This window comes from Desulforamulus aeronauticus DSM 10349, assembly GCF_900142375.1.
In the GTDB taxonomy this organism is placed as follows: Bacteria; Bacillota; Desulfotomaculia; order Desulfotomaculales; family Desulfotomaculaceae; genus Desulfotomaculum; species Desulfotomaculum aeronauticum.
Window position 1 is genome coordinate 83206 of the sequence record NZ_FRAR01000014.1, and the last position, 22593, is coordinate 105798.

The window sequence follows — 22593 nt, forward strand, 5'->3', positions numbered from 1 at the left end:
ATCCTTATCCACAGATCTACAAATAATGTACTTTCTATGCTATTACAGGGTCACGTTTAAGTCATCCAGATGAGATATTTGCCCATTCTCGTACTGTTTAACTGCCTTAAAGATTCTTTCATAATCTACACGGCGTCGCCCTTTGGAATTGTCCTTTATTTTTGAGATTATGGATAGGACTACCTGTTATATCTAAATTATAAGGTGATTTTGTATTTTTGAAGAATATTTATGGTAAACCGGTAATTTTCCAAGTTTTATGGGTGTTGACATTTTGAGGGGATTTTTATGCAAAGCTAATGATAATTTATATTTTCCTTAATAAAACACCTACATTTTTCATCTTTCTTTATCATCAATAAAGCTGCAGTGACTAAAAGAATAAAAAATGGTAATATGATAGAAAGAGGCAGGGGGGATTTCGATGAACCAATTACCTGTTGACATCTCACAAGCTCTGGATGATTTTTGCCAGGAACTACGCCAAAAGCTGCCAAACGACATTGTGGAAATTCGTCTTTTTGGCTCAATGGCCAAAGGCCTCGCCGTTACTGATTCAGATATTGATGTACTAATTGTTTTAAAAAATAAAAGTGAACTAGTAAAAGAACTCATTTTAGAAACACAGGTTGACATCAACCTAAAATATGATGTGTTTATTTCCATCATTCTCAAAAGCCAAATTGAATTTAGTTACCCGGCCTTTCGCCAAAGTCTTTTTTTCCGTAATCTGCAAGAAGAAGGAATCATGCTATGATAAAAGACTTGGTACTTTGGCGGATTGAAAAAGCAGAGAGAACTTTTCAGGACGCAGACCTGTTGTTGGAAAGGGATTCCTTTGCTAGTGCTATCAACCGTTATTATTATGCTGCCTTTTATGCTATTAGAGCCTTGTTGGCAACCAAAGAGCTGGATTCACCAAAACATAGTGGCGTGATTTCTTTGTTTAATCGAGAGTTTGTCAAAACAAACCTATTTAGTAAAAAAGCTTCCAAGACGATAACGAAAGTCTTTGATTTACGTTCTACCGCTGATTATGAGGACTATATTCTGTTTGAAAAGCAAGAAGTGCTTGCCGTGCGACAAAATGTCCGGGATCTCCTGGATGAAATTGCTGCTTATATCAGTAAGGAATGGTTTAAATAGTGATTAATATAGAAGAGCAAGAAACTACTTCGTTAAACAGTGTAGTAGTTTCTTGCTCTTCTTCGTAGTAAATTTTATTTCCGGTTCATAGACTGTTCAGAGTTTAACCATGCATAATCTCTTCTACCTCTAGCTTCTTGCCCCGTCCCATTAAATTCAATACAGCCTCCCGGGGGGAGAGGTTTTCAAACAAGACCTTATACGTTTGATCAGTGATAGGCATTTCCACGCCCTGTCTCTTGGCCAACTGGTACGCCACTTTGGTGGTTCTGACTCCCTCTACCACCATTTGCACACTCTCCACAGCTTGCTGGAGGGTTTTACCACGTCCGATCTCGATACCGCAGCGTCGATTACGGCTATGCATACTGGTGCAGGTCACGATTAAGTCTCCTACCCCGGCTAAGCCCGCAAAGGTCAGCAGGTTGGCGCCCATACTATATCCCAGTCGAGTTATTTCTGCCAGACCCCGGGTCATCATGGCGGCTTTGGTATTGTCTCCAAACTCCAGTCCATCGGCGATGCCGGTGCCCAGTGCAATAATATTTTTTAAAGCCCCACCTAATTCTACCCCAATGATATCGGGGTTTGTATAAACCCGAAAATCCTGAGACATAAATAAATCCTGAACATACTCAGCAGTGGCCATTTCCTGGGAAGCCGCCACCAAGGCAGTAGGAATATTGCGCCCTACTTCTTCAGCGTGGCTAGGTCCCGAAAGAACGGTATAGCGTCCAAGGGCTACTGACCCAGCTTCTTCGGCAAAAACTTCGGAGAGTCTTAGTAAGGAGCTTTCTTCTAAACCTTTGGCCACATTAATTACGACTGTATCATCCTTTAAATAAGGCAGCGAACTCTTAAGCAATTCTCGAAAACTGTGAGAAGGCACACTAAAGACCACGGCTACAGCGCCCTGAAGAACCTTTTCTAAATCTGTATCGGCAGCTATGCCAGAGTGAAGTTTGATCCCCGGCAAGTACCTACTGTTCTCTCCTTCATTGATGAGATGAGCTAATTCTTTTCTGCGGGACCAGAGAACCACAGAATGGTCATTTTGTGCCAATACCTGGGCTAGAGCGGTTGCCCAACTGCCCGCTCCCACAATTGCAACTTTGGCCATTCCTATTCCCCCTATGTTATGATTTCTTTTGACCAATTCTAAACTCTGTACCGTTTAGTAAGCGTTTAATGTTAGAGGCGTGTTTCCAAACAGCAAAGCCTGCTGCCAGTAAGGAAAAAACAAGGATTGAAGGCTGACGATCAAAAAGAGCCACCCAAATGGGCAGAGAAATAGCCGCTAAGATAGAGCCTAAGGAAACATAACGACTAAGAGCCACCGTCGTAGCCCAGACCAGTAAAGCTAGTAGCAGGGGGACCGGCGTAATGGCCAGCACCGCCCCGGCACCAGTGGCAATAATCTTGCCACCTTTAAACCCCAGCCACAGAGGAAAGCTATGTCCCGCCATAACGGCTAAGGCGGCTCCTAATACAACTAAATCATTAGTTCCTAGCTGTTTAGCCAGCATAACAGCTGTTACGCCCTTTAAAGCATCTAGCAGTAAAACAACGATGCCCGGTCCTTTGCCTAGTGTCCGCCAAACATTGGTAGCACCAATGTTTCCACTGCCATGTTTGCGTATGTCAATACCTTTCCAGAAACGTGCCAGCAAAAAACCAAAGGGAATTGAACCGATTAAATAACCACTTACGATAATCAATACATTCATTGCAATCAACAAGCTTACTCCCCCGAATCTACAGAGAAATAGGAAACTCCGGTTTATTCATCTCTGGCTTCCCTCTGTCGCAGGAAAATTCTAATGGGTGTACCTTCAAAACCATAGGTTTGACGAATTTTATTTTCCAGGTATCTCTGATAGGAAAAATGCATTAATTCAGGATCATTAACAAAGAGAATAAAGGTAGGGGGCTTTACCCCACCCTGGGTGGCATAAAATATCTTCAACCGCCGGTGCTTATCTGCAGGCGGTGGGGTAGCTTGCACAGCATCACGTATAAGATTATTTAGATCTGCCGTAGCAACTCTTTTGCTGGCTTCCTCCGCTACAAAATCCACCAACTCTAAAATTTTTGGTAAACGTTGTTTTGTCAAAGCAGAAACAAAAATTGTCGGCGCGTAGGGTAAAAAGGCCAACTCCGCTTTAAGCTTCTTTTCAAATTTGTTCATGGTCTTATCGTCTTTTTCAATAAGATCCCATTTGTTCATAACTAAAATAATGGCTTTCCCTTTATCGTGGGCATAACCAACAATTTTTTTATCCTGTTCGGCAATGTCCTCGGTGGCATCAAAAACCATCAAAACTACATCGGAGCGGTCCACCGCACGCAACGCCCGCACCACACTATATCTTTCAGCGGGTACATCAATGCGGTTGCGTCTTCTCATACCGGCCGTGTCCACAATGACATAACTTTTACCGTTTTGCTCAAAGGGAGAATCAATGGCATCCCTGGTAGTGCCAGGAATATTGCTGACAATAACTCTCTCTTCACCTAAAATGGCATTTACCATAGAAGATTTACCTACGTTGGGGCGGCCAATCACAGCAATGCGAATGGTATCCGGCGGATAGGGATCTTCCTCTGGTTGTGGCAAAATACTTACCAAGGTATCTAACAAGTCACCGGTATTTAAGCCTTCGGCTGCGGAGACCGGAATGGGTTCCCCTAAACCTAATTGATAAAATTCGTAGTAGGGAATTTTATCAAAGTGCTCCACTTTATTAGCTACGAGTAATACCGGTTTATCTGCTCTGCGCAGGGTTTTGGCTACCTCTTCATCAATGATGGTGATTCCCTGTCGGGCATCCACCACAAACAAAATAGCATCAGCTTCGGCAATAGCCATTTCAGCCTGTTTTCTAATTTGCGAAGTAATAATGTCTTCGGCAAAATCCAAGCCACCGGTATCCACCAGAGTAAATTCACGTCCTTGCCATTCGGCATCTTGATACAGGCGATCCCGGGTAACACCAGGCATATCTTCAACGATGGCAATACGGCCACCTGCAATCCGGTTAAACAAGCTTGATTTTCCCACATTGGGACGACCCACAATAGCAATAATCGGTTTCGGCAAAGGGTTTTCCCCCTTCTCTCTGTCTTAGTTACTATAATACTACAAAGTTTCACCAGTTTCTTTAAGCTTTAGTCCCCAGTAGCACTTCCACCAAATTCTCGGGGCCATCCACCACTTCCACTGGGGTCTGAATCTTATCCGCCACATCTGAAACGGTTACATCATCCAGGAACACTTCTTCCCCGTCACGCAGCATTACGGAGGGTAAGATTACTGCATCTCCAAGATTTTTATTTTTTAAAGCCTTAATAATATCCCCTCCGGTCAAAAGCCCGGTGACAGTTACGCTCTCGCCGAAGAATTGATTTTTTACCACTTCCAGGTCAACCTGTAAATCCTTAATTTGGTTGAGTCCGTCTACTACCTGTTGCAGAATAGCAGCACCGGAGGTCCCTGTTACCAGAGTAACTCTGTGGTTGCTGGATATTCTCCGGGGCAGATCATCCTTGATTGAATCCCATTCATCTAAAAATAATCTTGCTAGGCCAACACCATTTTCGGTTTGGGGGAAATTACCATAATTTTCGGTGGGTGGAATCGGTTTTCCTGCCATTACATAAAATTCATCTGAAGCATAGACAAAGGAATCACCCCACTGCTCCAAGAACTCTTGTTGGTAACCTTCCACCAGATCAATGACTTGGCTAGCCTCTGACTGGGTGAAAGTTCTTAGGTTATAAAGTCCTTGTCTGTACTTGGTAACCCCCACCGGCACCACCGCCATAGACTGAACCTCGGGCCACAAACCTGCCAGGTCTTCGATGGTCCTTTTTAGCTCTGCACCATCGTTAATATCCGGGCATAATACCACCTGGGTATGCATCTCAATACTTGCTTTAGCTAACTTACTTAGTTGATCCATGATGTTGCCGGCAAAACGATTGTTTAACATACGGGCACGCAATTCGGGATTGGTAGTATGTACGGAAATAAACAGGGGCCCCATCCTTTGATCAACAATCCTCTGTAATTCTGCCTCTTTTACATTGGTAAGAGTAACAAAATTACCCTGCCAAAAAGAAAGACGATAATCATCGTCCTTAATATAAAGAGTTTCTCGCATCTTGGGAGCCATCTGATCCACAAAACAAAAGAGACAGCGATTGTGACACAGCCTGGTGGCACCAAAGGAATGCTCCCCAAAGTCCAACCCCAGGCCTTCCTCATACTCTTTCTCAATCTCCAGTTCCCATACCTCTCCGGCTTGGGTCGTCACTTTGACCAGCAGTTCTTCCGCAGCACAGAGAAAGCGATAATCCAAAATATCTCGTACTGGCTGCTCATTGATAGCTAGCAGTCTATCACCAGGTTTAACACCCAGCTCCTCTGCAATGCTTTGCTCTTCTACATCAGTTATTAATAATCCGTTGTCAGTCATGTAAAATCTCCCCGTGGACGTACTTCATAAATTATCCACCATCTGCCAATCTTAGTCAAGAACTACCGTTGTACAATCAAAAAGGTTCCGTTGCCTAGATCATGAATGGTGCTTTGTAAAATATTAGCAATATGCCGAGACAATTTATCTCGATCTTCCTCATCCTGAGCTACAATGATGGGAAGATCACCTGTTATGTACTCTGTGTTCAGGGTTACTGCTGCAACAATGCTTCCTTTAGACAAAATGGAGCCTCCTTCTTAGGAGTTAATCCGACGCATAACGACCAATTTTTGATTTAAGGGGTCGAGATGCGGCGCTTTCCAACACCGGTGCCTGCTTTACCGCTGCAATCAGTGCCTCTATGTCCGGTTCGTTAGGAACTATATAAAAACCCACTGCCCCGGTATCCGGGTCCTTTCTCAGCATGGGGGTATACTCCGGTGAATCGACATCCTTTTTGGTACCTAAAATTGTTGCTGAGGTGTGCGCAATAGCCAATCGCTGACCAATATCATGAATGGTAGCGCGGGCATCATCATTTTTAGGTTTTATCAGAACCCCCAGACCCTGTTCCAAAATTTTTTCTCGGGTTGATTTTAGGCCTACCGACATAATATTGATATGATTCACATATAGGATGGTGTCTTTAAAGTCCAGTTTGGCGGGTATTACTTCACAAATATTGCCAATGTTGTCACCCGTTTTTAACCGTAAACTCAGTAATATAAGGATCACACCCGATACCATCCCTGCCATACCACCCAAAAATTGAGTAATCAAGGAAGTCATAAAGGCTGTACCCATGACTAGAAAATTTCTCGCCTCAAAAGTCCGGGCGATCCCTTCGATATAGTCTTTGCCACGCTGCACCAATTCACTTTCTTCCAAACTCTCCAGGGTTTGCCTTTCCATGCTGCGAATATCGCGAAATTGTTGAGCCGCCAAAGCCAGGAAGGTGAAGGCTGCATAGTCAGGTTCTAACAACGCTGGTACCGCAATGGCGCCTAAGGCTGCCGCTATAAAACCCAGGGACAAATGAGTGACAAACCCGTGAGGATAGCCAGGATACTGTCGGTAATCTATCCGCAGTAGGGCTAACCGTGTAATAAAACCAGTAATAATTCCTGTCAGTGACACCAATAGGTATGGTTCCATGCAATCACTCCTCAAGATGATCAAACCGTGAAGATTGAGAAACTGCCGCCTCCCCTAAAGAAGGCGGCAGCCCATTTTTAATCCTCTGTCACATCATCCCTATGGTCTATAGCGGCACGGTCGGCCTGATCCTTTGGGCTCCCCTTGGTGCCTTTGTTGGCCTTTTTCTTGCCACCAGCCATTTTCTTGACTGGCCCAAGATAATTGCTAAATTCTTTACCAAAGGCATTAATACGATCTCCCACACCCTTCAGGCTGCCCGTGCTGATAAGTAGGAACCCACCGCCTAATAGCAAGGTTAAACCCAATATCCAGCCGACAGCTTTCCAGCCACCGCTGTTTTCGGCTCCGCCGCCTGTGCCCGTGATACCTTTTTCACCGTTCGTGCCCGGAGCCTCTGTGGGCCCTCCTTCAATACCCAGCACAGTGGGTACGGCATCGGCAAATAGGGTAATTCCCCTTTCAGCCTGCCCCTTTGTGTTAGTGTGGGTACCAGCTTCGATTAATAAGGCAGTAGGCATTAAATCCTGGTTATAATTGCCTTTGGCCATAAAGATTTCTTTAACAATACCAGGATGAACCTTGTTGGCATAGGCCATCATTTTTTTGGCAAAAGTTAAGTTTGCTTGCATATTTGGGTTTTGACGGCCCACTACCAACCTTAATTTGGTTACATTAGTATCAGCGATTTTAGCTGAATAATAATCTGGATCAGGTATACCATCCCGGTGGACATCAATTAAAGCAACAGGATTTTCCTTCATTAACTTAGTGGCAGTACGCCTTGACCTTTGATAAGCTGTATTATCATGTGGATCATGGGGCGTCCTATCATATAAAATAGTGCCCCCACTTTTCTCCTTAAGTTGGGTTGAAAAAGTCTGGCCTACATCATAAATGCCACCTTTAAAGGGTTTACTTTCAATTCCATCGGAAGGTACATAAGACTCATCGGTATGTGTATGATAGATTCCTACCGCTCCACTTTTTCTGGTGGCAGCCGCCATGGCCAGACGCTCATCAGTGAGGTATTCATTCCAGGCCAGTAGCTCTTGATCCATACCCAGCGACTTGACAACAGCCCGATCTTTTTCTAGCTTGGTAATTCGAAAGTGTTTGCCTTCTGAATTTATGATCTCATCACCCACGGATACACCCTGACACGCCTGGCTGATGACATTTCCTTTATTATCAACAATCTTAACAGCAGTACCTACCTGATGATCCAAACCCTGTCCCGATAAAATAGAAGCTGGATTCCAAGCTGGCAGTACCACATCGACAAGGCTTACCCGATTGATAATACCAATTCCCACCAACATTAGACAGATGCTAAATATGATCCTAAATCTTTTTATCTTCAAATCGGTCAACCTCCTCCCTTGTCTCGCTGGTGTTCTTTCCTGGCTCTTCGTCTCTCTTCGTGGCTTCTTTTTTGCGGTCAAATTCAGGCTTCCTTAAGCCCGCTAGTAAAGCATCGGGTTTCCCCTCCGAGGCCGGGCCACCCTGTAATCTCTCACGGGTCTCACCAATCAAATCAGCCAAGATAACTGCTAAAATACCCGAAATAACCACAGTGTCAAAAGCCCCGGCACCTCCGATGCTTTTAAGAGCATTGGTGGCGTTATTTTGTAGAAAGTAAATATAATTAGCGACATCCCATAAAATAACTCCTAATGTGGCACCGATAAAAGCACTTCTCCGGGAACGTCCGGCTACATAGGCAATAATGGCTGCTACGATGGGAAAAACATAAAGAGGATCTACGTAATTAAGTCCTCCCGCCGGTTCAGTGGTACCGGTCATGACACGAGTACTCAAAAACCAGATTACGCCGAAGGTTACTAAAGAGGCTAGTAACGCCCTGGTAACTTCCTTGCCTGTGCCCGCTTTGACCAGCAGGTAAATGGCCAAAGCCACTGGTACTAAAGCCCCACCAACATTGATTTCCAAAGGAACCCTAGCACCCGGAATCGGAATATCAATAAAACTACCAACAATAATAGCCAGTATTACGGCTAAAGCTCCCTTGTCTGTTAATCGCATCCGGTCCAAAGCCCTCTGGGAGATACCAAAGAAAATTAGTAAGGATACAACAATTAAAACAATAAGTCCCAGTGGAAAACGATCCATTAACTTGCCCCCCTTATTTGTGATCAAAAAGTTATTATCTAAAAAATAGATTTCCCTCCAATGGTCAAAATATGCAAGGGGGAGAAAACTCCCATCAGCTTTCCACCGTTAGCCATCATAATAAAGTGACAACCCTTCTGGATAAAAAAAGCTACTTCGGATACACGAAAACCTCCAAAAACAAGAGTAACCTGCGCAGCATAGACAGAAAAAAACACAAGCCAGGAGCTTGCGCTAAATTTGTTGATACTTTTTAATGATTTATCCCTTTATATTGATTCAGTCAGCAATACTAAAAGTTACTTGAACACTCCCACTCCCAAGGGCATCCGCCAATCCGGTTACATCTTCAACATAGCCAAGCTTTGTATAGCTGTACGAAGTAGGGAAGCTTTCATAGAACAGCACCAAACAGTCAGAGCCATAGAGCATCAAATCGCCGGTCTTAATATTTCCTACCCGTTCACTGTTGGTAGGGAATTTTTCTGAAAAAAAGTAGAATTTTTCGTTCCCATTCAGTTCATCCATGTTCAAAGTCAGGGGTATCTTATCCAACAATGCCCGTGTGGAATCATTGTCAGATAGGATTACCGTAAATTTTTTATTACCAACCTGTATATTTACAGTCGGCATGGTGGTGTCTTCTTTTGCTCTTTCTGGTGGCTTCGATTCTTTCGGAATAAGAGCAGGCGATGGGGATGGGGTCGGAGCAGGAACAGATGACGGAGACGGTGTCTGAATAGTCTGTTGTTGTGCTTGCTCCTGTAAGCCCGCTTTTGACGGAGTAGAAGAAGGTTCAGTGGTACTCACAGGGGGCGCAGAACAACCAACCAGAGCAATCATACACACAAGGGTAAGCAATATAGGTATTATTTTCCGCATTAAAGTGCCTTTCCTAACTCGTTGGCTTCCCGAAGGGCAGATTTTCCTTCGATGTCCCCTACATCTGTTACACCGATGCCGCACACAGCACCTTTCAGGCTTGTTTTTCCAAAGCAATCAATCCAGCCTTGCAAGCCCTTGATTGCACCATCCATTGCACTTTCCTCGCCATCTGCCGCAGTGGCCAGCAGATAGATGTCACGGAAAGCATAATTAGAGGGGAACAGAGGGTTGGAGCGATCTAACATGGTTTTCATCTGCCCGCTCATTTCGTAAAAGTAAATTGGTGTGGCAAAGGCAATAACTTCGGCAGTCAGCATTTTCTGTGCAATGACATCAGCATCGTCATGAATGACACAGCGCCTGGTCTTTTGACAGGCCAGACAGCCTTTGCAAAAACCAATGGTTTTATCATGCAGGCTAACGATTTCTGCGCTGTGTCCTGCCTCCTGCGCGCCCTTGGCAAACTCCTTAGCCAAGGTTTCAGAATTGCCGCCCTTGCGGGGGCTGGTGGAAATAATCAAAACTTTTTTACTCACTATTTTTCCTCCTTGGGACGATCAATTTCTTTGATCAATTTTGCCGGGACACCGCCCACAATGGTGTTTGCTAAAACATTCTTTGTCACCACCGCACCGGCGGCGATAATGGCTCCGTCTCCAATGGTTACACCGGGAAGGATCGTCGCATTGGAGCCAATCCACACATTCTCACCAATCATAATGGGTGCCGGGTGCATAGTGCCACGTTTCTCCGGTGCAGGATCATGGTTAAGGGTAGCCAGAACCACATTATGACCAATCAGGGCGCCATCTCCAATGGTAATGCCGCCCTGATCCTGAAACTTACAGCCGGAATTGATGAATACATTTTTACCTATGGTGATATTTTTCCCGCAGTCGGTGTAGAAGGGCGGAAACATGGCAAAGGTTTCATCTACGGACTTGCCGGTCAGCTGAGACATCAGAGCACGGATTTCCTCCGGCGTGTGATAGGTGTTGTTCAACTCTGCGGTAATCTGCAGAGCTTCTTGACTCAGCTTGTGCATAAAGAGATGGGCTTCCGATCCGCCAGTAACCGAAAGTCCACGGTTTAGATGGTCTAAGAATTCATTCAGATTCATTTGCTTCCCTCCGATGTTAATCAACGATACGATTTTCTGAAAACCTCTACGCAATCCTCATGGGTCATTTCACAGGGGTTGGCCGCAAATAGTCCGCCCATCGCTTCACGGGCATTGGCAGCCAGCTTGTCAAATTCATCGGGAGTAATACCGTAGTCGCTCATCTTCAAATCAGCCACACCGCAGACCTCCTGCAACTTGGTCAATGCAGTGAGGAAGTCCTCCGGTTTCTCTGCGTCCTTCATGCCTAATGCTTGTGCCATGCGGACAAAGCGATCATCGCAGGCGTGCTTTTCGATGAAAAATCCGTGGAATGCCTGGGAAATCATAATCAGCCCTGCACCGTGAGGCAGTTCAGGATGATAGGCAGACATGGCATGCTCCAGAGAATGTTCTGCTGTTGTCACGCTAACGGTCATCACTACACCAGAAAGGGTGTTGGCAAAGGCCATACCTTCCCGCGCTTCCATGTCGTTGCCGTCCTTGACTGCACGAGCAAGATATTTTCCCACATTCTCAATCGCTGTCAGGGCGTACATATCACTCATGGCGCTGGCAAAGGTGGAAATATAGCTCTCGGTAGCGTGGAACAGTACGTCAAATCCTTGGTAAGCAGTAAACTTTGGCGGCACTGATACCATTAGTTCAGGGTCAATGATGGACAGTACGGGGAATGTGGAATCATACCCGCCAACGCCAATTTTTTCATTGGTTTCCTCATTGGTCACAACACCCCACTGATCAGCCTCGCTGCCGGTTCCGGCAGTTGTCGTAATGCAAACGATGGGAAGCGGATCGCGCTGAAGGGGTTGTCCTTTACCTGTTTTGCCTCCTACATAATCCCATAGATCGCCATTATTGGTTGCCATCATGGCAATGGCCTTGGCCGCATCCATCACACTGCCGCCGCCCAAAGCCACGATAAAGTCACAGCCGTTGTCACGGGCAAATTTTGCACCCTCCATAACCTCCGTCTTGGTCGGGTTTGCCCCAATCCCGCTGAACACAGCAGCGTGGACGCCCGCCTTTTTCAGCTGCTCCAATGTGCGGTCAAGCACGCCGTTCTCACGAACGGACTTGCCATTGGATATTGCAAGAATAGCCTTTTTACCGGGCATTTTTTGCTGGTGTAGTTCATCCAGGCGGCCATTTCCAAATACAAAACGTGTCGGTACATACATATTGAAGCTCATCGTTTTCCTCCTAAATTGAATCGTTTTTATTTAATATGTCTCCAATGCTTCTCAATGATTTTCAAGAATGACGTTGACATATAAAATAGCAAGGTTTATATTGATTCTAGAACCTGAAGTTAGGTTTAGGTCAAGAGCTTATATCAAATATTTTATTTTTGCAAAGGAGAAGAGATTATGTCCTATTCTATCGGTGAAGTGGCGAACATCACCGGTATTACCATCTCAACCTTGCGCTATTATGACCGTGAGGGTATGTTTCCGAACATGGAACGCAGCAATGGCGGCATTCGTATGTTCTCTGATACAGAGATCGAAACCCTTCAGATTATCGAATGTTTAAAGACTTCCGGGCTATCTATTAAAGACATAAAACAGTTTTTGAATTGGTGTCAAGAAGGCGATGATTCCCTGCAAAAACGGCGGGATATGTTTTATGAGCGCCTTGAAGTTGTAGAAAAGCAAATGGAAGAATTGCAGAAAACGATGAATACCATCAAGTTTAAGTGTTGGTACTACGATACAGCACTGGCTGCTGGTACTGAGGAAACACCGAAAAATATGCCGGTGGAAGAAATACCGGAGGAAATCCGAAAATATAGATATAAATGCGATTGATTTAGTTTCCATCTTATTTTCTACAAAGTGAATCCATACGGGTTTTCGTTTTCGCTAAACGGTAAACAGATTTTAACGGAAGTAGCGCAATGAAATGTGGACAACTACTCGGCAAATTTAATCATTCGTGTTACATTTGACATCCTTGACAAAACACAGAAGAATTAAAACAACAAGCCCGCAGACATGCGGGCTTGTTGTTTTAATTCTTCCGTATCGGTTTGGGTATGGTACAACAAGGTATTTGCTATTTATTGAAGATCTTTTAATTGATCACCAATGATATCACCCAGTGTAATTTTTTCTTCAGGAATTTGCTCAGCCACTGGTTCTGCTGCCGGTGCTTCCTGTTTATGGGGACGCGCCTCACGAGCAGGACGTCCTTCACTATTTACTTCCCGGATGGATAGGCGAATGCGTTTTTCGGTTTTATCGATACTGAGTACCTTAACCTTTACTTCTTCACCTTCTTTAACCACATCTTCGGGCTTTTCAACATGGTGATCAGCTAAGTGAGAGATGTGTACCAATCCTTCAATGCCTGGCTCTAATTGAACAAAGGCACCAAAGGGAGCTAACCGAACAACCTTAGCCGGGAATATATTTTCTACTGGGTATTTTTCTTCAATGGTATCCCAAGGATTCGGTAATACTTGTTTTAGACCCAGAGAAATTTTTTCGTTCTCCCGATCCACCTTAAGGACGGCAACTTCCAGTTCATCGCCTACTTTAACCACTTCCTGTGGGTGGTTAATGCGCTGCCAACTCATTTCAGAGATGTGCAGTAAGCCATCCAACCCTCCCAGATCTACGAAAGCACCAAAATTAGTTAAACGGCGAACAGTCCCTTTAACAACCTGCCCTTCCTGCAGAGTAGCCAGCAGTTCTTCACGTTTACGGGCATTTTGTTCTTCTAGAACAACCTTGCGGGATACAACTACCTTCTTACGGGCTTTAACCATTTCAATAATTCTTACTTCCACTTCCTGGTTCAGAAATTTGGCTAGGTCATCAATATAACCTCGTTCCACCAGGGAAGCAGGCATAAAAGCACGCACCCCAACATCCACCAGTAAGCCACCTTTTACTACTTCACGAACAGTACCTTTGATAATAGTACCATTTTCCATTGCCTGTTCCAAATTATCCCAGGCTTTTTCAGCATCAGCCCGTGTCTTGGATAAAAGGATCTTCCCTTCATTATCTTCGGCTTTAATTACAACACACTCTATTTCATCCCCTAATTTTACCAAATCATGGGGATTGTCTACACCATAAAAGGCCAATTCCTTACGGGGTATTACACCTTCAGACTTCGCCCCGATATCCACCAGCACTTCATCGTTGCTCACTTGAACCACAACACCCTTAACCAGCTCACCGGTTCTAGGGGATTTTACCTCCATTGCTGGGTCCATTGCTTCATCGCCATTAGTCATTTGATCCAGTTCACTCATCCTTCTTTTAACCTCCTCTATAATTGCGTCAGGTGTTGAAGCGCCCGCTGTTAGCCCAACCTTCCGGCAGTCCCTAAACCACTCCTGTCGCAGTTCCTCTGCAGACTCTATATGATAGGTGGGAGTTCCGGTCTCTTCGCAAAGTTTGGCTAATTTTTTTGTATTGGCACTTGTCTTTCCTCCAACTACCACTACCACATCCACTTCTTGAGCCAACTCCCAGGCGGCTTGCTGGCGCTCTCCGGTGGCATGACAAATGGTGTTACGGGCATCCACTTCGACTCCTTGTTTCTGAAAGGCTTCCACCAATCGTTGGTAGTTGGTCAGCGGCTGGGTTGTTTGTGCCACCACCCCTACCCGAGGATGTTCCACCCGACTTATTTCATCAGCACTTTCTACCACGATACCTTTTCCTTTGGTCCAGCCTAAAATCCCTTGAACCTCAGGATGTCCGGGATCACCAAGAATATATACAGGAATACCTTCTTCCGTCATTTCACGGGCATATTTTTGAGCCCTGGCTACAAAGGGACAGGTTGCATCCAGAAGCTTAATTTTCTTTTGCTCCGATTTTTCCAGTACTTCCGGCCCTACTCCATGGGAGCGAATAATTACGGTGCCACCTTCGGCCTGATCAAGATCACTTAATTCTTGAATACCCTGCAGAGCCAGGTCTCTGACAACCTGCGGGTTATGGATGAGAGGACCTAGCGTGTAGATGGGCCCAGCATTATTTGAAGCCTCCGTTAAGGCTAAGTCGAGGGCCCGCTTTACACCATAGCAAAAACCTGCCTTATTGGCTACCTTAACTTGCAAAACATCACCCTCCACTACTTCATTAACTCTGCGATCTCTTCCATTACCCGCTTGCTGAGAACCTCCAGCTCCTCTTTTCCAGGACGACTGCTCCATAATTCGGGTAGGTAAATGGGTTCTCCCACCAAGACAGTTACTTTCCCAAACAAACCCCTGGTACCTTTAAGTGCCATGGGTAGAATAGGTGCATTCGCTTTGGTAGCCAACATGGCGGCTCCAATTTGAGGCTTTTGCAACTCTCCGCTCTTACTGCGGGTTCCTTCCGGGAAGATGCCAATCATCTGACCCTCCTGAAGTAATTCTAACGCCTTGCGGATCGCATTGCGGTCGGACTTTTCCCGATTTACTGGAAAGGCACCCAATAATCTAATGATATAAGCCAGAATAGGATTCTGGAATAATTCTTGTTTCGCCATAAAGTGAATACGTCTGGTTAACGCACAACCTACTACCACTGGGTCCAGATTGCTGGTGTGATTACTAACCACCACCACCCCACCCGTATTAGGTAAACGATCAATCCCGATTACTTCCCACCTGCGCCAGATAGGCAGTAAACAGCGAATAATCGCACGGATAACTGTGTAAAACATGGTTTCCTCCTACTTCCCCTTTTCGATCAATGCAATAATGGTAGTAACCACCTCTTCAACGGTCATCCCCGAACTGTCAATGGTAATAGCATCCTGTGCGGGCACCAAGGGTGACACCGCTCGGTTGCTATCCATATAATCTCTCTCTTCAATTTCCTTGGTCAGTTTTTTAATATCAATAGTATAACCTTTATCTACTAATTCTTTAGCTCGTCGGCAGGCTCTCTCCTCTGCAGAAGCTGTGAGAAAAAACTTCGCGCCGGCATCGGGCAATACCACTGTGCCAATATCTCGTCCATCCATCACTACGCCAAATTCTTTGGCCATCTGTCTTTGCTGTTTCACCATAACATCCCGAACACCGACAATTTGAGCCACTGTGGATACCTGCCCGGTAACTTCAGGTGAGCGAATTTCTTCGGTTACATCTTCTCCATCCAGCAATACCCTTTGCTGCAACCCTGCCACTAACTGAATGGTTGTTTCTTTAGCCAACTGAGTTAGGCTCATCTGATCCTGTAGATCTAATTTTTCCCGTAAAGCCTTTAAAGTAATAGCACGATACATGGCACCTGTGTCTATGTAGATAAGCTTTAACCTTTGTGCCACTAACTTAGCCACCGTACTTTTGCCAGCTCCCGCCGGTCCGTCAATGGCAATACTTCTTCTATCCAGCAAACCATAACCTCCAATAAGTAAACCTAGACAATGTCTTATAGGTCTTTCGACATTGGACCAAAAATACCTTTTTTTGCAATTAAAAAGCCGCTAGAGAAGTCTCTAGCGGTTATTATTCTACCGTTAAACTTTTTAATGCATCTCCGAAGCCCGGGAAACTGACGTCAACACACCCAGCATCTTCAATGATGGTTTGGCTCCGGGCAGACAGACCGGCCACCGCCATGGCCATGGCTATGCGATGATCTCCGTAGCTGCGGCAGCTGGCTCCGGTTAAAGGGGTTCCCCCCTGGATCACCAAGCCATCGGGCAATTCTTCAATCATAACCCCGAATTTCCGGAGTTCCGCCGCCACCGCAGCAATACGGTTACTTTCCTTCACCTTTAGCTCAGCAGCATCTCTGATGACTGTCGTCCCCTGGGCGTAGGCAGCTGCCACTGCTAAAATTGGTATTTCGTCGATTAGTCTAGGTATCAGTGTGCCGTATATTTGAGTACTTCGCAGTTCTCCGCCACAAATCTTGATATCGGCCACCGGTTCTTCACCCTGATAACGCCGGTTACCAATCTGAAGCTGAGCCCCCATTTGTTGCAACACCTCCAAGATCCCATCCCGAGTGGGGTTAATTCCCACCCCCTGAATGGTTACTTCAGATCCAGGAACAATAGCAGCAGCAACCATAAAAAAGGCTGCGGAGGAAATATCTCCTGGCACAGTAAATCGAACACCAGCCAATCTGGGACGACCTTGCACCGTAACTGTTTGGTCGGACACCTTCACCTCTGCACCAAAATGCCTCAGCATTCTCTCGGTATGGTCACGACTGATCGCTGGTTCACGAACAGAGGTTTCCCCTTCTGCAAATAACCCCGCCAAAAGTACTGCCGATTTCATTTGAGCACTGGCTACCGGCGAAATAAATTCAATCGGTTTTAGTGTCCCACCCCGTACAGCCAGAGGCAGCAGGTTGTTATCCTGACGTCCTAAAAATACCGCACCCATTTGGGTCAGAGGTGTGGTGACTCTGGCCATCGGACGCTTAATCAGGGAATCATCCCCGGTAAGTATACTGCAAAAGGGTTGACCGGCTAAAATCCCCAACAACAGACGGGTCGTCGTACCAGAGTTACCTGCATCCAGTATCCTCGCCGGTTCCTTTAGACCATCTAAGCCTACCCCATGAATGGTTAGTTTACCGTCCACCGGCCCTTCTATATGCACTCCCATTTCTTTAAAGCATTGCACCGTAGCTAGGCAATCTTCACCCATTAGAAAATTATCCACCACGGTGGTGCCTTTAGCCAAAGCTCCCAACATAACCGCCCGATGAGAGATGGATTTATCACCAGGGCAGGTCATTTGGCCTTTTAGTTGTTTAATCGGATTAATGATCAGCTTCATTTTCACCCCACCCCACACGTTACTAAGGACCATTAGCCATTGGCCCTTAAAAACCAAGGCTAATGGCTAATCAATTTCTTCTTATTTTCTCAAACAGTACTTTCTATTTTCCGGCAAAGTACTTCTTACATTTTGCGCCCGGGTCAAGGAACCCACCAACAATTCCGAATCAAACCGGAGCATACCCTGCTCTATTAGATTAAGTTGCTCGCGAAATTTTTCAATAGCCTCCAGTACTTGGGAGCGGTTGGTTAACAGAATATCCCGCCACATCATGGGATTAGAAGCTGCAATTCTGGTAGTATCTCGAAAACCCCCGGCGGCTAGATCCAATAGAAGCTGTTCCTTGGTATCAGCAGAAACGGTATTAACCAGTGCAGCCGCTAGTAGATGGGGCAGATGACTAATGATCGCCACTGCCTGGTCATGCTCCTGATAGGCCAATTCCATCGGCTTGGCCCCTAAGCCCTCGATAAGTTGCTTTAACCTAGTTAAGGCCACCCTATCAGTTCTTTCTGTAGGGGTTAAGAGATAAGAAGCTCCCTCAAACAAATCCTCCCGGGCACCAGCCACCCCCGCAACTTCCAATCCTGCCATGGGATGGCCCCCGACAAAATGTATTCCTGCCGGTAACATGGCCTCTGCCCGTTCCACCAAACGCCCCTTGACACTTCCCACATCTGTCACGATAGTGCCCTTACTTAGATAAGGCAACGCCATCTCCAGAACGCCCAAGGCCACCCCAATGGGGGTCGCTAAAATTAGTAGTTCGGCCCCGACTAATGCTTCGGCCAGGGTTGCTCCGCTATGCACAGCGCCTACTCGAATCGCCAGGTCAAGATTATCCTTATTAGCTTCCACTCCAACCACTTCATTGGCCAAATTGCGTTTACATAAGGCTAAACCAAGGGACCCACCAATGAGTCCAACACCGGCAATGACGATTTTATTGAACACTTACCCCATCCTTCTCCCCACTGCATCTGCTATTTTCCCTAAGTCCTTCATCAGAGCCTGGAAATTCTCCGGTGTCAGCGATTGGGGGCCATCACAGAGAGCTTCTGATGGGTTGGGATGGACCTCGATTAACAACCCGTCAGCCCCGGCGGTCACTGCTGCAGCGGCCATGGGGGGCACAAATTTCCATTTGCCTAAGGCATGGCTGGGGTCGACGATAACCGGTAGGTGTGATAGGTGTTTCACTACTGGAATTGCTGACAAATCCAGAGTGTTCCGGGTGTAGTTTTCATAGGTACGAATGCCTCGTTCACATAAAATTACATTGTAATTGCCACCAGCCATAATGTATTCAGCGGCCATCAACCATTCTTCAATGGTTGCCGAAGACCCCCGCTTTAAAAGCACTGGCTTATCCATCTTGGCCACTTCTCGCAGCAGGAAGAAATTTTGCATATTGCGAGTACCAATTTGCAGAATATCCGCATATTCAGCCACCATCGGTAAAGTATTAGCATCCATCACTTCCGTAACAATTTTTAGACCTGTTCTTTCCCGGGCTTCAGCCAAATATTTCAGTCCTTGCTCTTCCAAACCTTGAAAGGCATAGGGAGAGGTACGTGGTTTAAAAGCCCCGCCCCTTAATAAGGTGGCGCCTGCGGCTTTAACAATATCGGCTGCTTCAAACAATTGCTCGCGGCTCTCTACCGCACAAGGGCCAGCCATAATATGAATTTGTTCTCCACCAATGGTAATGTCATCTATCTGAATAATCGTGTCCTGCTCTTTAAAGGCTCTGCTGGCAAGTTTATAGGGCTGCAGAATGGGAACAATTCTTTCCACCCCCTGCATGGCCTCCAGGGCTAAATCTCCCATTCTGGTTTTATCTCCAATGGCACCAATAATGGTCTGTTCTACCCCCTGGGAAAGATGGATTTGGAAACCTGCCTTATCCAATCGGTTTACTACCGCTTTAATTTTATTTTCATCTGCTCTCGGCTGCATAATCACAATCATAATACTCCTCCTTCTGCCCACGCCTCGGGCCCCTACCATACTAATATACCCTAAAAGAAGTCACTTACAAAACACAAAAAACACCCAATAAACGAGTGTCATTTTAGCCAATTAGACATAGATATCCCTCCTCTACCGTACTACCATCCTACAAAAATAAAAAACCATGCTACAAAAAATATGTTATCATTCCTTGGACAAAATGGCAATTAGAGAAAAATGTGCTACAATAAAAATAACAGTAATCTGAAAGGAGCGTATCTATGCTGTTATCTGATAAGGTTGCATCCTGTTTAGGAAGTGGTTCCTATATTAGGAAAATGTTTGAGGAAGGTGACCGCCTAGCTAGGATTCACGGTGCGGATAAAATATTTGATTTTACCATTGGCAATCCTTCGGTGGACCCTCCGGAAAAATTCAGAGAAGCATTAAAACAGTTGGCTATAAACCCTATTCCCGGCATGCATCGCTATATGAGCAATGCCGGTTACCCTGAAACCCGGACTGCCGTAGCAGAAGTGCTCTCGGAACAATCCGGCCTGTCCTTGACAGCCGATCATGTGGTAATGACAGTAGGGGCCGGCGGCGGCTTAAATGTTGTTTTAAAGGCTATTTTAAATCCCGGTGATGAGGTTATTGCTCTCTCTCCTTACTTTGTGGAGTATGGCTTTTATGTAGACAACCATGGTGGTGTACTGAAAGTTGTCCCCACCGACGAACAATTCTTACCGGATCTTCCTGCCATTGAGGCGGCGATCAATCCTAAAACCCGTGCAATTATCATTAATTCTCCCAACAACCCCACCGGGGTCATTTACTCAGAAGATATCTTAACAAAACTTGGACAACTATTAGAGAAAAAATCTCGAGAACTAGGACGTCCTATCTTTGTCTTGTCGGACGAGCCCTACGCCAAAATTGTCTATGATGGGGCCGAAGTTCCCTCTGTTTTTAAATTCATTACCAACGCCCTGATGGTTACCTCACACAGTAAGGATTTAGCTTTGCCTGGTGAACGAATTGGCTATATCGCAGTCAACCCCCGTATCGCAGGGGTAGAAACTCTCGTCAATGGCCTGATCTTCTGCAACCGTACCCTGGGCTTTGTTAATGCCCCTGCCTTGATGCAGCGCCTAGTAGCCGGTCTGCAGCAGGAAACTGTAAATATTGCGGAATATCAAGAAAAGCGGGATGTGCTGTACAATCATTTAACTTCCCTCGGTTTTGAGTTAATTAAACCCGCCGGGGCCTTTTACCTATTTCCCAAATCACCCCTGCCAGATGACCTGGAGTTTATTCAAAGGGCTCTGAAATACAATATCTTATTGGTTCCGGGCGGTGGCTTTGGGGCTCCTGGCTACTTCCGAATTGCCTATTGTATTGATCTGGCTATTATCCAAAGATCGCTTCCCGCCTGGACTGCGTTAGCTCAGGATTTGGGTATGATAAAATAAGTAAGATAAAACCAGGCCGAAAATATCGTGCCTGGTTTTGTTATGGTAACCGAAAATTAAGAGGCCGAGGTTTCCCTCGGCCTCTAAAATTAGCCAACTAAATCCGGTCTTAATCTAACCGCTTCCCGTAAATATACATGTTTTATTTCCTTTTGCGATTTATTTGTATTGACCTGAACCAATACCCGGATGCATCTTGCTAAAGCACCTTTTACCGGCAATTCCAACGCACAAAACAACGGGACCTGGTCCCAGCCAATAGCTCGTGCCGCCTTCGCCGGAAATTCAGCATTTAAATCCTCGGTTGCCGTAAAAAAAACACTGCCTACATCCTCTAACACTAATTGATTGCGTTCTATAATAGTCCGCAATAACTCTTGGGTTGCTTCCGTAATTTCTTTACTGTCATTCTGTTCTACCGTAATGGCTCCCCGAATGCCTCTGACAAAGGCCATCCCTCAAATACCTCCCGTTCTACAGACTGGATACCGCTCTATGTCCTAAACCAATAGCCACTTCGTCTAAATGCAATAGTCCCACTCCAAAGAACACGGCTACACTGATGTGGTCATTCTGCCGGGCTATGCCAATCTTACCACCTACATTTAAACCTACTGCCTTGGGCATAACCATGGAAAGGGCTTCTCGAGTGGCACCAGCCACAGCCCCTTCATCAGCGTGCACTTCTTTGATAACGCCTTCCCTTTTAGCAGCCACAACTGCCCTTTCGATAATACGGTTCACTGATGAAATAAAATCTCCACCATAGTCTACTGCAGCAGTACGAATTCCGTCATATAAGAACTTGGATTTATATTCCTTCTCTTGTTCCCTGGTTTCAGTCATGGCCATCTCAATGGCGACCCTGGCTACTTTTCTACTTCCGTGGAGAACCAAGCAAAAAACCTCCTAAATGATCAAAAATAACTAGATTTTATTATATCATTTGAAAAAACATACAAAAGGCTTGATAAAGTCCACGCCAGGCTACCTGCTCACATGTAGTTTTCAACTGCAACCTCTGTTTAATTCTCTGACAGCTCTACTTTACCAATGGTAATAATTGTTTTTTGACCGGTGAAATCCATTCCCTTGGCAGGTTTTTGAAGCGCTTTGGAACTATCTAATATCTTTACGACGATGGGATGTTCATAAAATGTGCTATCCACTTCAATGGTGTCCCCCTCGGACACAGCTAGGGTGACATAAGGATGGGTAAAATCCCCCTGACATTGGCCGTTTATCAGTATTTTAGCCTTCGGTAGAGTAGAAAAATTAACTAATTGCAGAATAATGGTTTCTCTTTGGTCAGTAACAGGACCTATTACCTGCTCAGCATCAGACCCGACCCTATGAATAACTTGACTCAGAGGTGACCCCGCCAACATGGTCTGGTAAAAGAACAGAAATACTGTTGCTGAAATAATAACTGCTAACAACAGTTTTTCCGCTATTTTTTTGTATCTATATTGTCCATTTTTCATACCA

At 45.5% G+C, this 22593-nt stretch carries 25 protein-coding genes; 4 read left to right on the forward strand and 21 right to left on the reverse strand.

Features of this window, described 5'->3' with window-relative positions:
• Nucleotides 1-424: 424 nt before the first annotated feature.
• Nucleotides 425-757, forward strand: coding sequence for a nucleotidyltransferase domain-containing protein (locus tag BUA78_RS09615; RefSeq protein ID WP_072913762.1), 333 nt, complete (start codon nucleotides 425-427; stop codon nucleotides 755-757).
• Nucleotides 754-1146, forward strand: coding sequence for a HEPN domain-containing protein (locus BUA78_RS09620; RefSeq protein ID WP_072913765.1), 393 nt, complete (start codon nucleotides 754-756; stop codon nucleotides 1144-1146). Before BUA78_RS09615 ends, BUA78_RS09620 begins: the two co-directional genes overlap by 4 nt.
• Before the next feature lie 103 nt (nucleotides 1147-1249).
• On the opposite strand, the gene BUA78_RS09625 is transcribed toward BUA78_RS09620, so the two are convergent.
• From BUA78_RS09625 to BUA78_RS09685, 12 genes are all read right to left on the reverse strand, one after another.
• On the reverse strand, nucleotides 1250-2266 hold the full coding sequence (locus BUA78_RS09625; RefSeq protein WP_072913766.1) for an NAD(P)H-dependent glycerol-3-phosphate dehydrogenase: 1017 nt from the start codon (nucleotides 2264-2266) through the stop codon (nucleotides 1250-1252).
• Between the two features lie 16 nt (nucleotides 2267-2282).
• Complete coding sequence (plsY, locus tag BUA78_RS09630) at nucleotides 2283-2873, reverse strand: glycerol-3-phosphate 1-O-acyltransferase PlsY (RefSeq protein WP_072913887.1); 591 nt, start codon at nucleotides 2871-2873, stop codon at nucleotides 2283-2285.
• 53 nt (nucleotides 2874-2926) lie between these two features.
• On the reverse strand, nucleotides 2927-4246 hold the full coding sequence (der, locus tag BUA78_RS09635) for a ribosome biogenesis GTPase Der (RefSeq protein ID WP_072913767.1): 1320 nt from the start codon (nucleotides 4244-4246) through the stop codon (nucleotides 2927-2929).
• A gap of 61 nt (nucleotides 4247-4307) precedes the next feature.
• On the reverse strand, nucleotides 4308-5624 hold the full coding sequence (locus BUA78_RS09640; RefSeq protein WP_072913769.1) for a DUF512 domain-containing protein: 1317 nt from the start codon (nucleotides 5622-5624) through the stop codon (nucleotides 4308-4310).
• Nucleotides 5625-5686: 62 nt separating this feature from the next.
• Complete coding sequence (locus BUA78_RS09645; protein WP_072913771.1) at nucleotides 5687-5869, reverse strand: capping complex subunit for YIEGIA; 183 nt, start codon at nucleotides 5867-5869, stop codon at nucleotides 5687-5689.
• Between the two features lie 22 nt (nucleotides 5870-5891).
• Nucleotides 5892-6782 carry a YIEGIA family protein gene (locus tag BUA78_RS09650; protein ID WP_072913774.1) on the reverse strand — a complete coding sequence of 297 codons (891 nt, stop codon included), beginning with the start codon at nucleotides 6780-6782 and terminating at the stop codon, nucleotides 5892-5894.
• Between the two features lie 77 nt (nucleotides 6783-6859).
• Nucleotides 6860-8146, reverse strand: coding sequence for a stage II sporulation protein P (spoIIP, locus tag BUA78_RS09655; RefSeq protein ID WP_072913777.1), 1287 nt, complete (start codon nucleotides 8144-8146; stop codon nucleotides 6860-6862).
• Nucleotides 8127-8915 carry a DUF1614 domain-containing protein gene (locus BUA78_RS09660; RefSeq protein ID WP_072913780.1) on the reverse strand — a complete coding sequence of 263 codons (789 nt, stop codon included), beginning with the start codon at nucleotides 8913-8915 and terminating at the stop codon, nucleotides 8127-8129. Before BUA78_RS09660 ends, spoIIP begins: the two co-directional genes overlap by 20 nt.
• Before the next feature lie 279 nt (nucleotides 8916-9194).
• On the reverse strand, nucleotides 9195-9797 hold the full coding sequence (locus BUA78_RS20640) for a cyclophilin-like fold protein (RefSeq protein ID WP_238456786.1): 603 nt from the start codon (nucleotides 9795-9797) through the stop codon (nucleotides 9195-9197).
• Complete coding sequence (locus BUA78_RS09675) at nucleotides 9797-10336, reverse strand: flavodoxin family protein (protein WP_072913784.1); 540 nt, start codon at nucleotides 10334-10336, stop codon at nucleotides 9797-9799. The genes BUA78_RS20640 and BUA78_RS09675 overlap by 1 nt, the downstream gene beginning before the upstream one ends.
• Nucleotides 10336-10920 (reverse strand): sugar O-acetyltransferase, encoded by a 585-nt coding sequence (locus tag BUA78_RS09680; protein WP_072913787.1) that lies wholly within the window; start codon nucleotides 10918-10920, stop codon nucleotides 10336-10338. Before BUA78_RS09680 ends, BUA78_RS09675 begins: the two co-directional genes overlap by 1 nt.
• 20 nt (nucleotides 10921-10940) lie before the next feature.
• Entirely contained in the window at nucleotides 10941-12113 is a 1173-nt protein-coding gene (locus tag BUA78_RS09685; protein WP_072913789.1) for an iron-containing alcohol dehydrogenase, read from the reverse strand.
• A 174-nt stretch (nucleotides 12114-12287) separates the two neighbouring features.
• Between BUA78_RS09685 and BUA78_RS09690 the strand changes: the two genes are divergently transcribed.
• Nucleotides 12288-12731: a MerR family transcriptional regulator gene (locus tag BUA78_RS09690; protein ID WP_139257315.1), complete on the forward strand. Its 444-nt coding sequence runs from the start codon at nucleotides 12288-12290 to the stop codon at nucleotides 12729-12731.
• Between the two features lie 251 nt (nucleotides 12732-12982).
• Here the strand turns inward: BUA78_RS09690 and BUA78_RS09695 are convergent, their stop codons facing one another.
• The 6 genes from BUA78_RS09695 to aroF form a co-directional block, all read right to left on the reverse strand.
• Entirely contained in the window at nucleotides 12983-15004 is a 2022-nt protein-coding gene (locus tag BUA78_RS09695) for a bifunctional 4-hydroxy-3-methylbut-2-enyl diphosphate reductase/30S ribosomal protein S1 (RefSeq protein ID WP_072913793.1), read from the reverse strand.
• A 14-nt stretch (nucleotides 15005-15018) separates the two neighbouring features.
• Entirely contained in the window at nucleotides 15019-15597 is a 579-nt protein-coding gene (locus BUA78_RS09700) for a lysophospholipid acyltransferase family protein (protein WP_072913795.1), read from the reverse strand.
• 9 nt (nucleotides 15598-15606) lie between these two features.
• On the reverse strand, nucleotides 15607-16275 hold the full coding sequence (cmk, locus tag BUA78_RS09705; protein ID WP_072913797.1) for a (d)CMP kinase: 669 nt from the start codon (nucleotides 16273-16275) through the stop codon (nucleotides 15607-15609).
• Between the two features lie 112 nt (nucleotides 16276-16387).
• A complete protein-coding gene (gene aroA, locus BUA78_RS09710; RefSeq protein WP_072913799.1) occupies nucleotides 16388-17677 on the reverse strand; it encodes a 3-phosphoshikimate 1-carboxyvinyltransferase in 1290 nt (429 codons plus the stop codon).
• Nucleotides 17678-17758: 81 nt separating this feature from the next.
• Nucleotides 17759-18634, reverse strand: coding sequence for a prephenate dehydrogenase (locus BUA78_RS09715; protein WP_072913801.1), 876 nt, complete (start codon nucleotides 18632-18634; stop codon nucleotides 17759-17761).
• A complete protein-coding gene (gene aroF / locus BUA78_RS09720; RefSeq protein ID WP_072913804.1) occupies nucleotides 18635-19651 on the reverse strand; it encodes a 3-deoxy-7-phosphoheptulonate synthase in 1017 nt (338 codons plus the stop codon).
• 263 nt (nucleotides 19652-19914) lie between these two features.
• Between aroF and BUA78_RS09725 the strand changes: the two genes are divergently transcribed.
• On the forward strand, nucleotides 19915-21105 hold the full coding sequence (locus BUA78_RS09725; RefSeq protein WP_072913806.1) for a pyridoxal phosphate-dependent aminotransferase: 1191 nt from the start codon (nucleotides 19915-19917) through the stop codon (nucleotides 21103-21105).
• A gap of 89 nt (nucleotides 21106-21194) precedes the next feature.
• On the opposite strand, the gene aroH is transcribed toward BUA78_RS09725, so the two are convergent.
• The 3 genes from aroH to BUA78_RS09740 all read right to left on the reverse strand — a co-directional run bounded on the left by aroH (nucleotide 21195) and on the right by BUA78_RS09740 (nucleotide 22589).
• Nucleotides 21195-21560, reverse strand: a complete 366-nt coding sequence (gene aroH / locus BUA78_RS09730) for a chorismate mutase (protein WP_072913809.1) — start codon at nucleotides 21558-21560, stop codon at nucleotides 21195-21197.
• Between the two features lie 19 nt (nucleotides 21561-21579).
• Nucleotides 21580-22002, reverse strand: coding sequence for a HutP family protein (locus BUA78_RS09735; RefSeq protein ID WP_072913811.1), 423 nt, complete (start codon nucleotides 22000-22002; stop codon nucleotides 21580-21582).
• A gap of 128 nt (nucleotides 22003-22130) precedes the next feature.
• On the reverse strand, nucleotides 22131-22589 hold the full coding sequence (locus tag BUA78_RS09740; protein ID WP_072913814.1) for a hypothetical protein: 459 nt from the start codon (nucleotides 22587-22589) through the stop codon (nucleotides 22131-22133).
• Nucleotides 22590-22593: the final 4 nt, after the last annotated feature.

Coding starts and splice junctions, on each gene's coding strand:
- BUA78_RS09650 (WP_072913774.1), bottom strand. CDS start 6,782: ATGGAACCATACCTATTGGTGTCACTGACAGGAATTATTACTGGTTTT.
- BUA78_RS09685 (WP_072913789.1), bottom strand. CDS start 12,113: ATGAGCTTCAATATGTATGTACCGACACGTTTTGTATTTGGAAATGGC.
- BUA78_RS09640 (WP_072913769.1), bottom strand. CDS start 5,624: ATGACTGACAACGGATTATTAATAACTGATGTAGAAGAGCAAAGCATT.
- BUA78_RS09620 (WP_072913765.1), top strand. CDS start 754: ATGATAAAAGACTTGGTACTTTGGCGGATTGAAAAAGCAGAGAGAACT.
- BUA78_RS09680 (WP_072913787.1), bottom strand. CDS start 10,920: ATGAATCTGAATGAATTCTTAGACCATCTAAACCGTGGACTTTCGGTT.
- BUA78_RS09615 (WP_072913762.1), top strand. CDS start 425: ATGAACCAATTACCTGTTGACATCTCACAAGCTCTGGATGATTTTTGC.
- BUA78_RS09740 (WP_072913814.1), bottom strand. CDS start 22,589: ATGAAAAATGGACAATATAGATACAAAAAAATAGCGGAAAAACTGTTG.
- BUA78_RS09700 (WP_072913795.1), bottom strand. CDS start 15,597: ATGTTTTACACAGTTATCCGTGCGATTATTCGCTGTTTACTGCCTATC.
- BUA78_RS09625 (WP_072913766.1), bottom strand. CDS start 2,266: ATGGCCAAAGTTGCAATTGTGGGAGCGGGCAGTTGGGCAACCGCTCTA.
- aroA (WP_072913799.1), bottom strand. CDS start 17,677: ATGAAGCTGATCATTAATCCGATTAAACAACTAAAAGGCCAAATGACC.
- plsY (WP_072913887.1), bottom strand. CDS start 2,873: ATGAATGTATTGATTATCGTAAGTGGTTATTTAATCGGTTCAATTCCC.
- BUA78_RS09660 (WP_072913780.1), bottom strand. CDS start 8,915: ATGGATCGTTTTCCACTGGGACTTATTGTTTTAATTGTTGTATCCTTA.
- aroH (WP_072913809.1), bottom strand. CDS start 21,560: ATGGCCTTTGTCAGAGGCATTCGGGGAGCCATTACGGTAGAACAGAAT.
- aroF (WP_072913804.1), bottom strand. CDS start 19,651: ATGATTGTGATTATGCAGCCGAGAGCAGATGAAAATAAAATTAAAGCG.
- BUA78_RS09725 (WP_072913806.1), top strand. CDS start 19,915: ATGCTGTTATCTGATAAGGTTGCATCCTGTTTAGGAAGTGGTTCCTAT.
- BUA78_RS20640 (WP_238456786.1), bottom strand. CDS start 9,797: ATGCGGAAAATAATACCTATATTGCTTACCCTTGTGTGTATGATTGCT.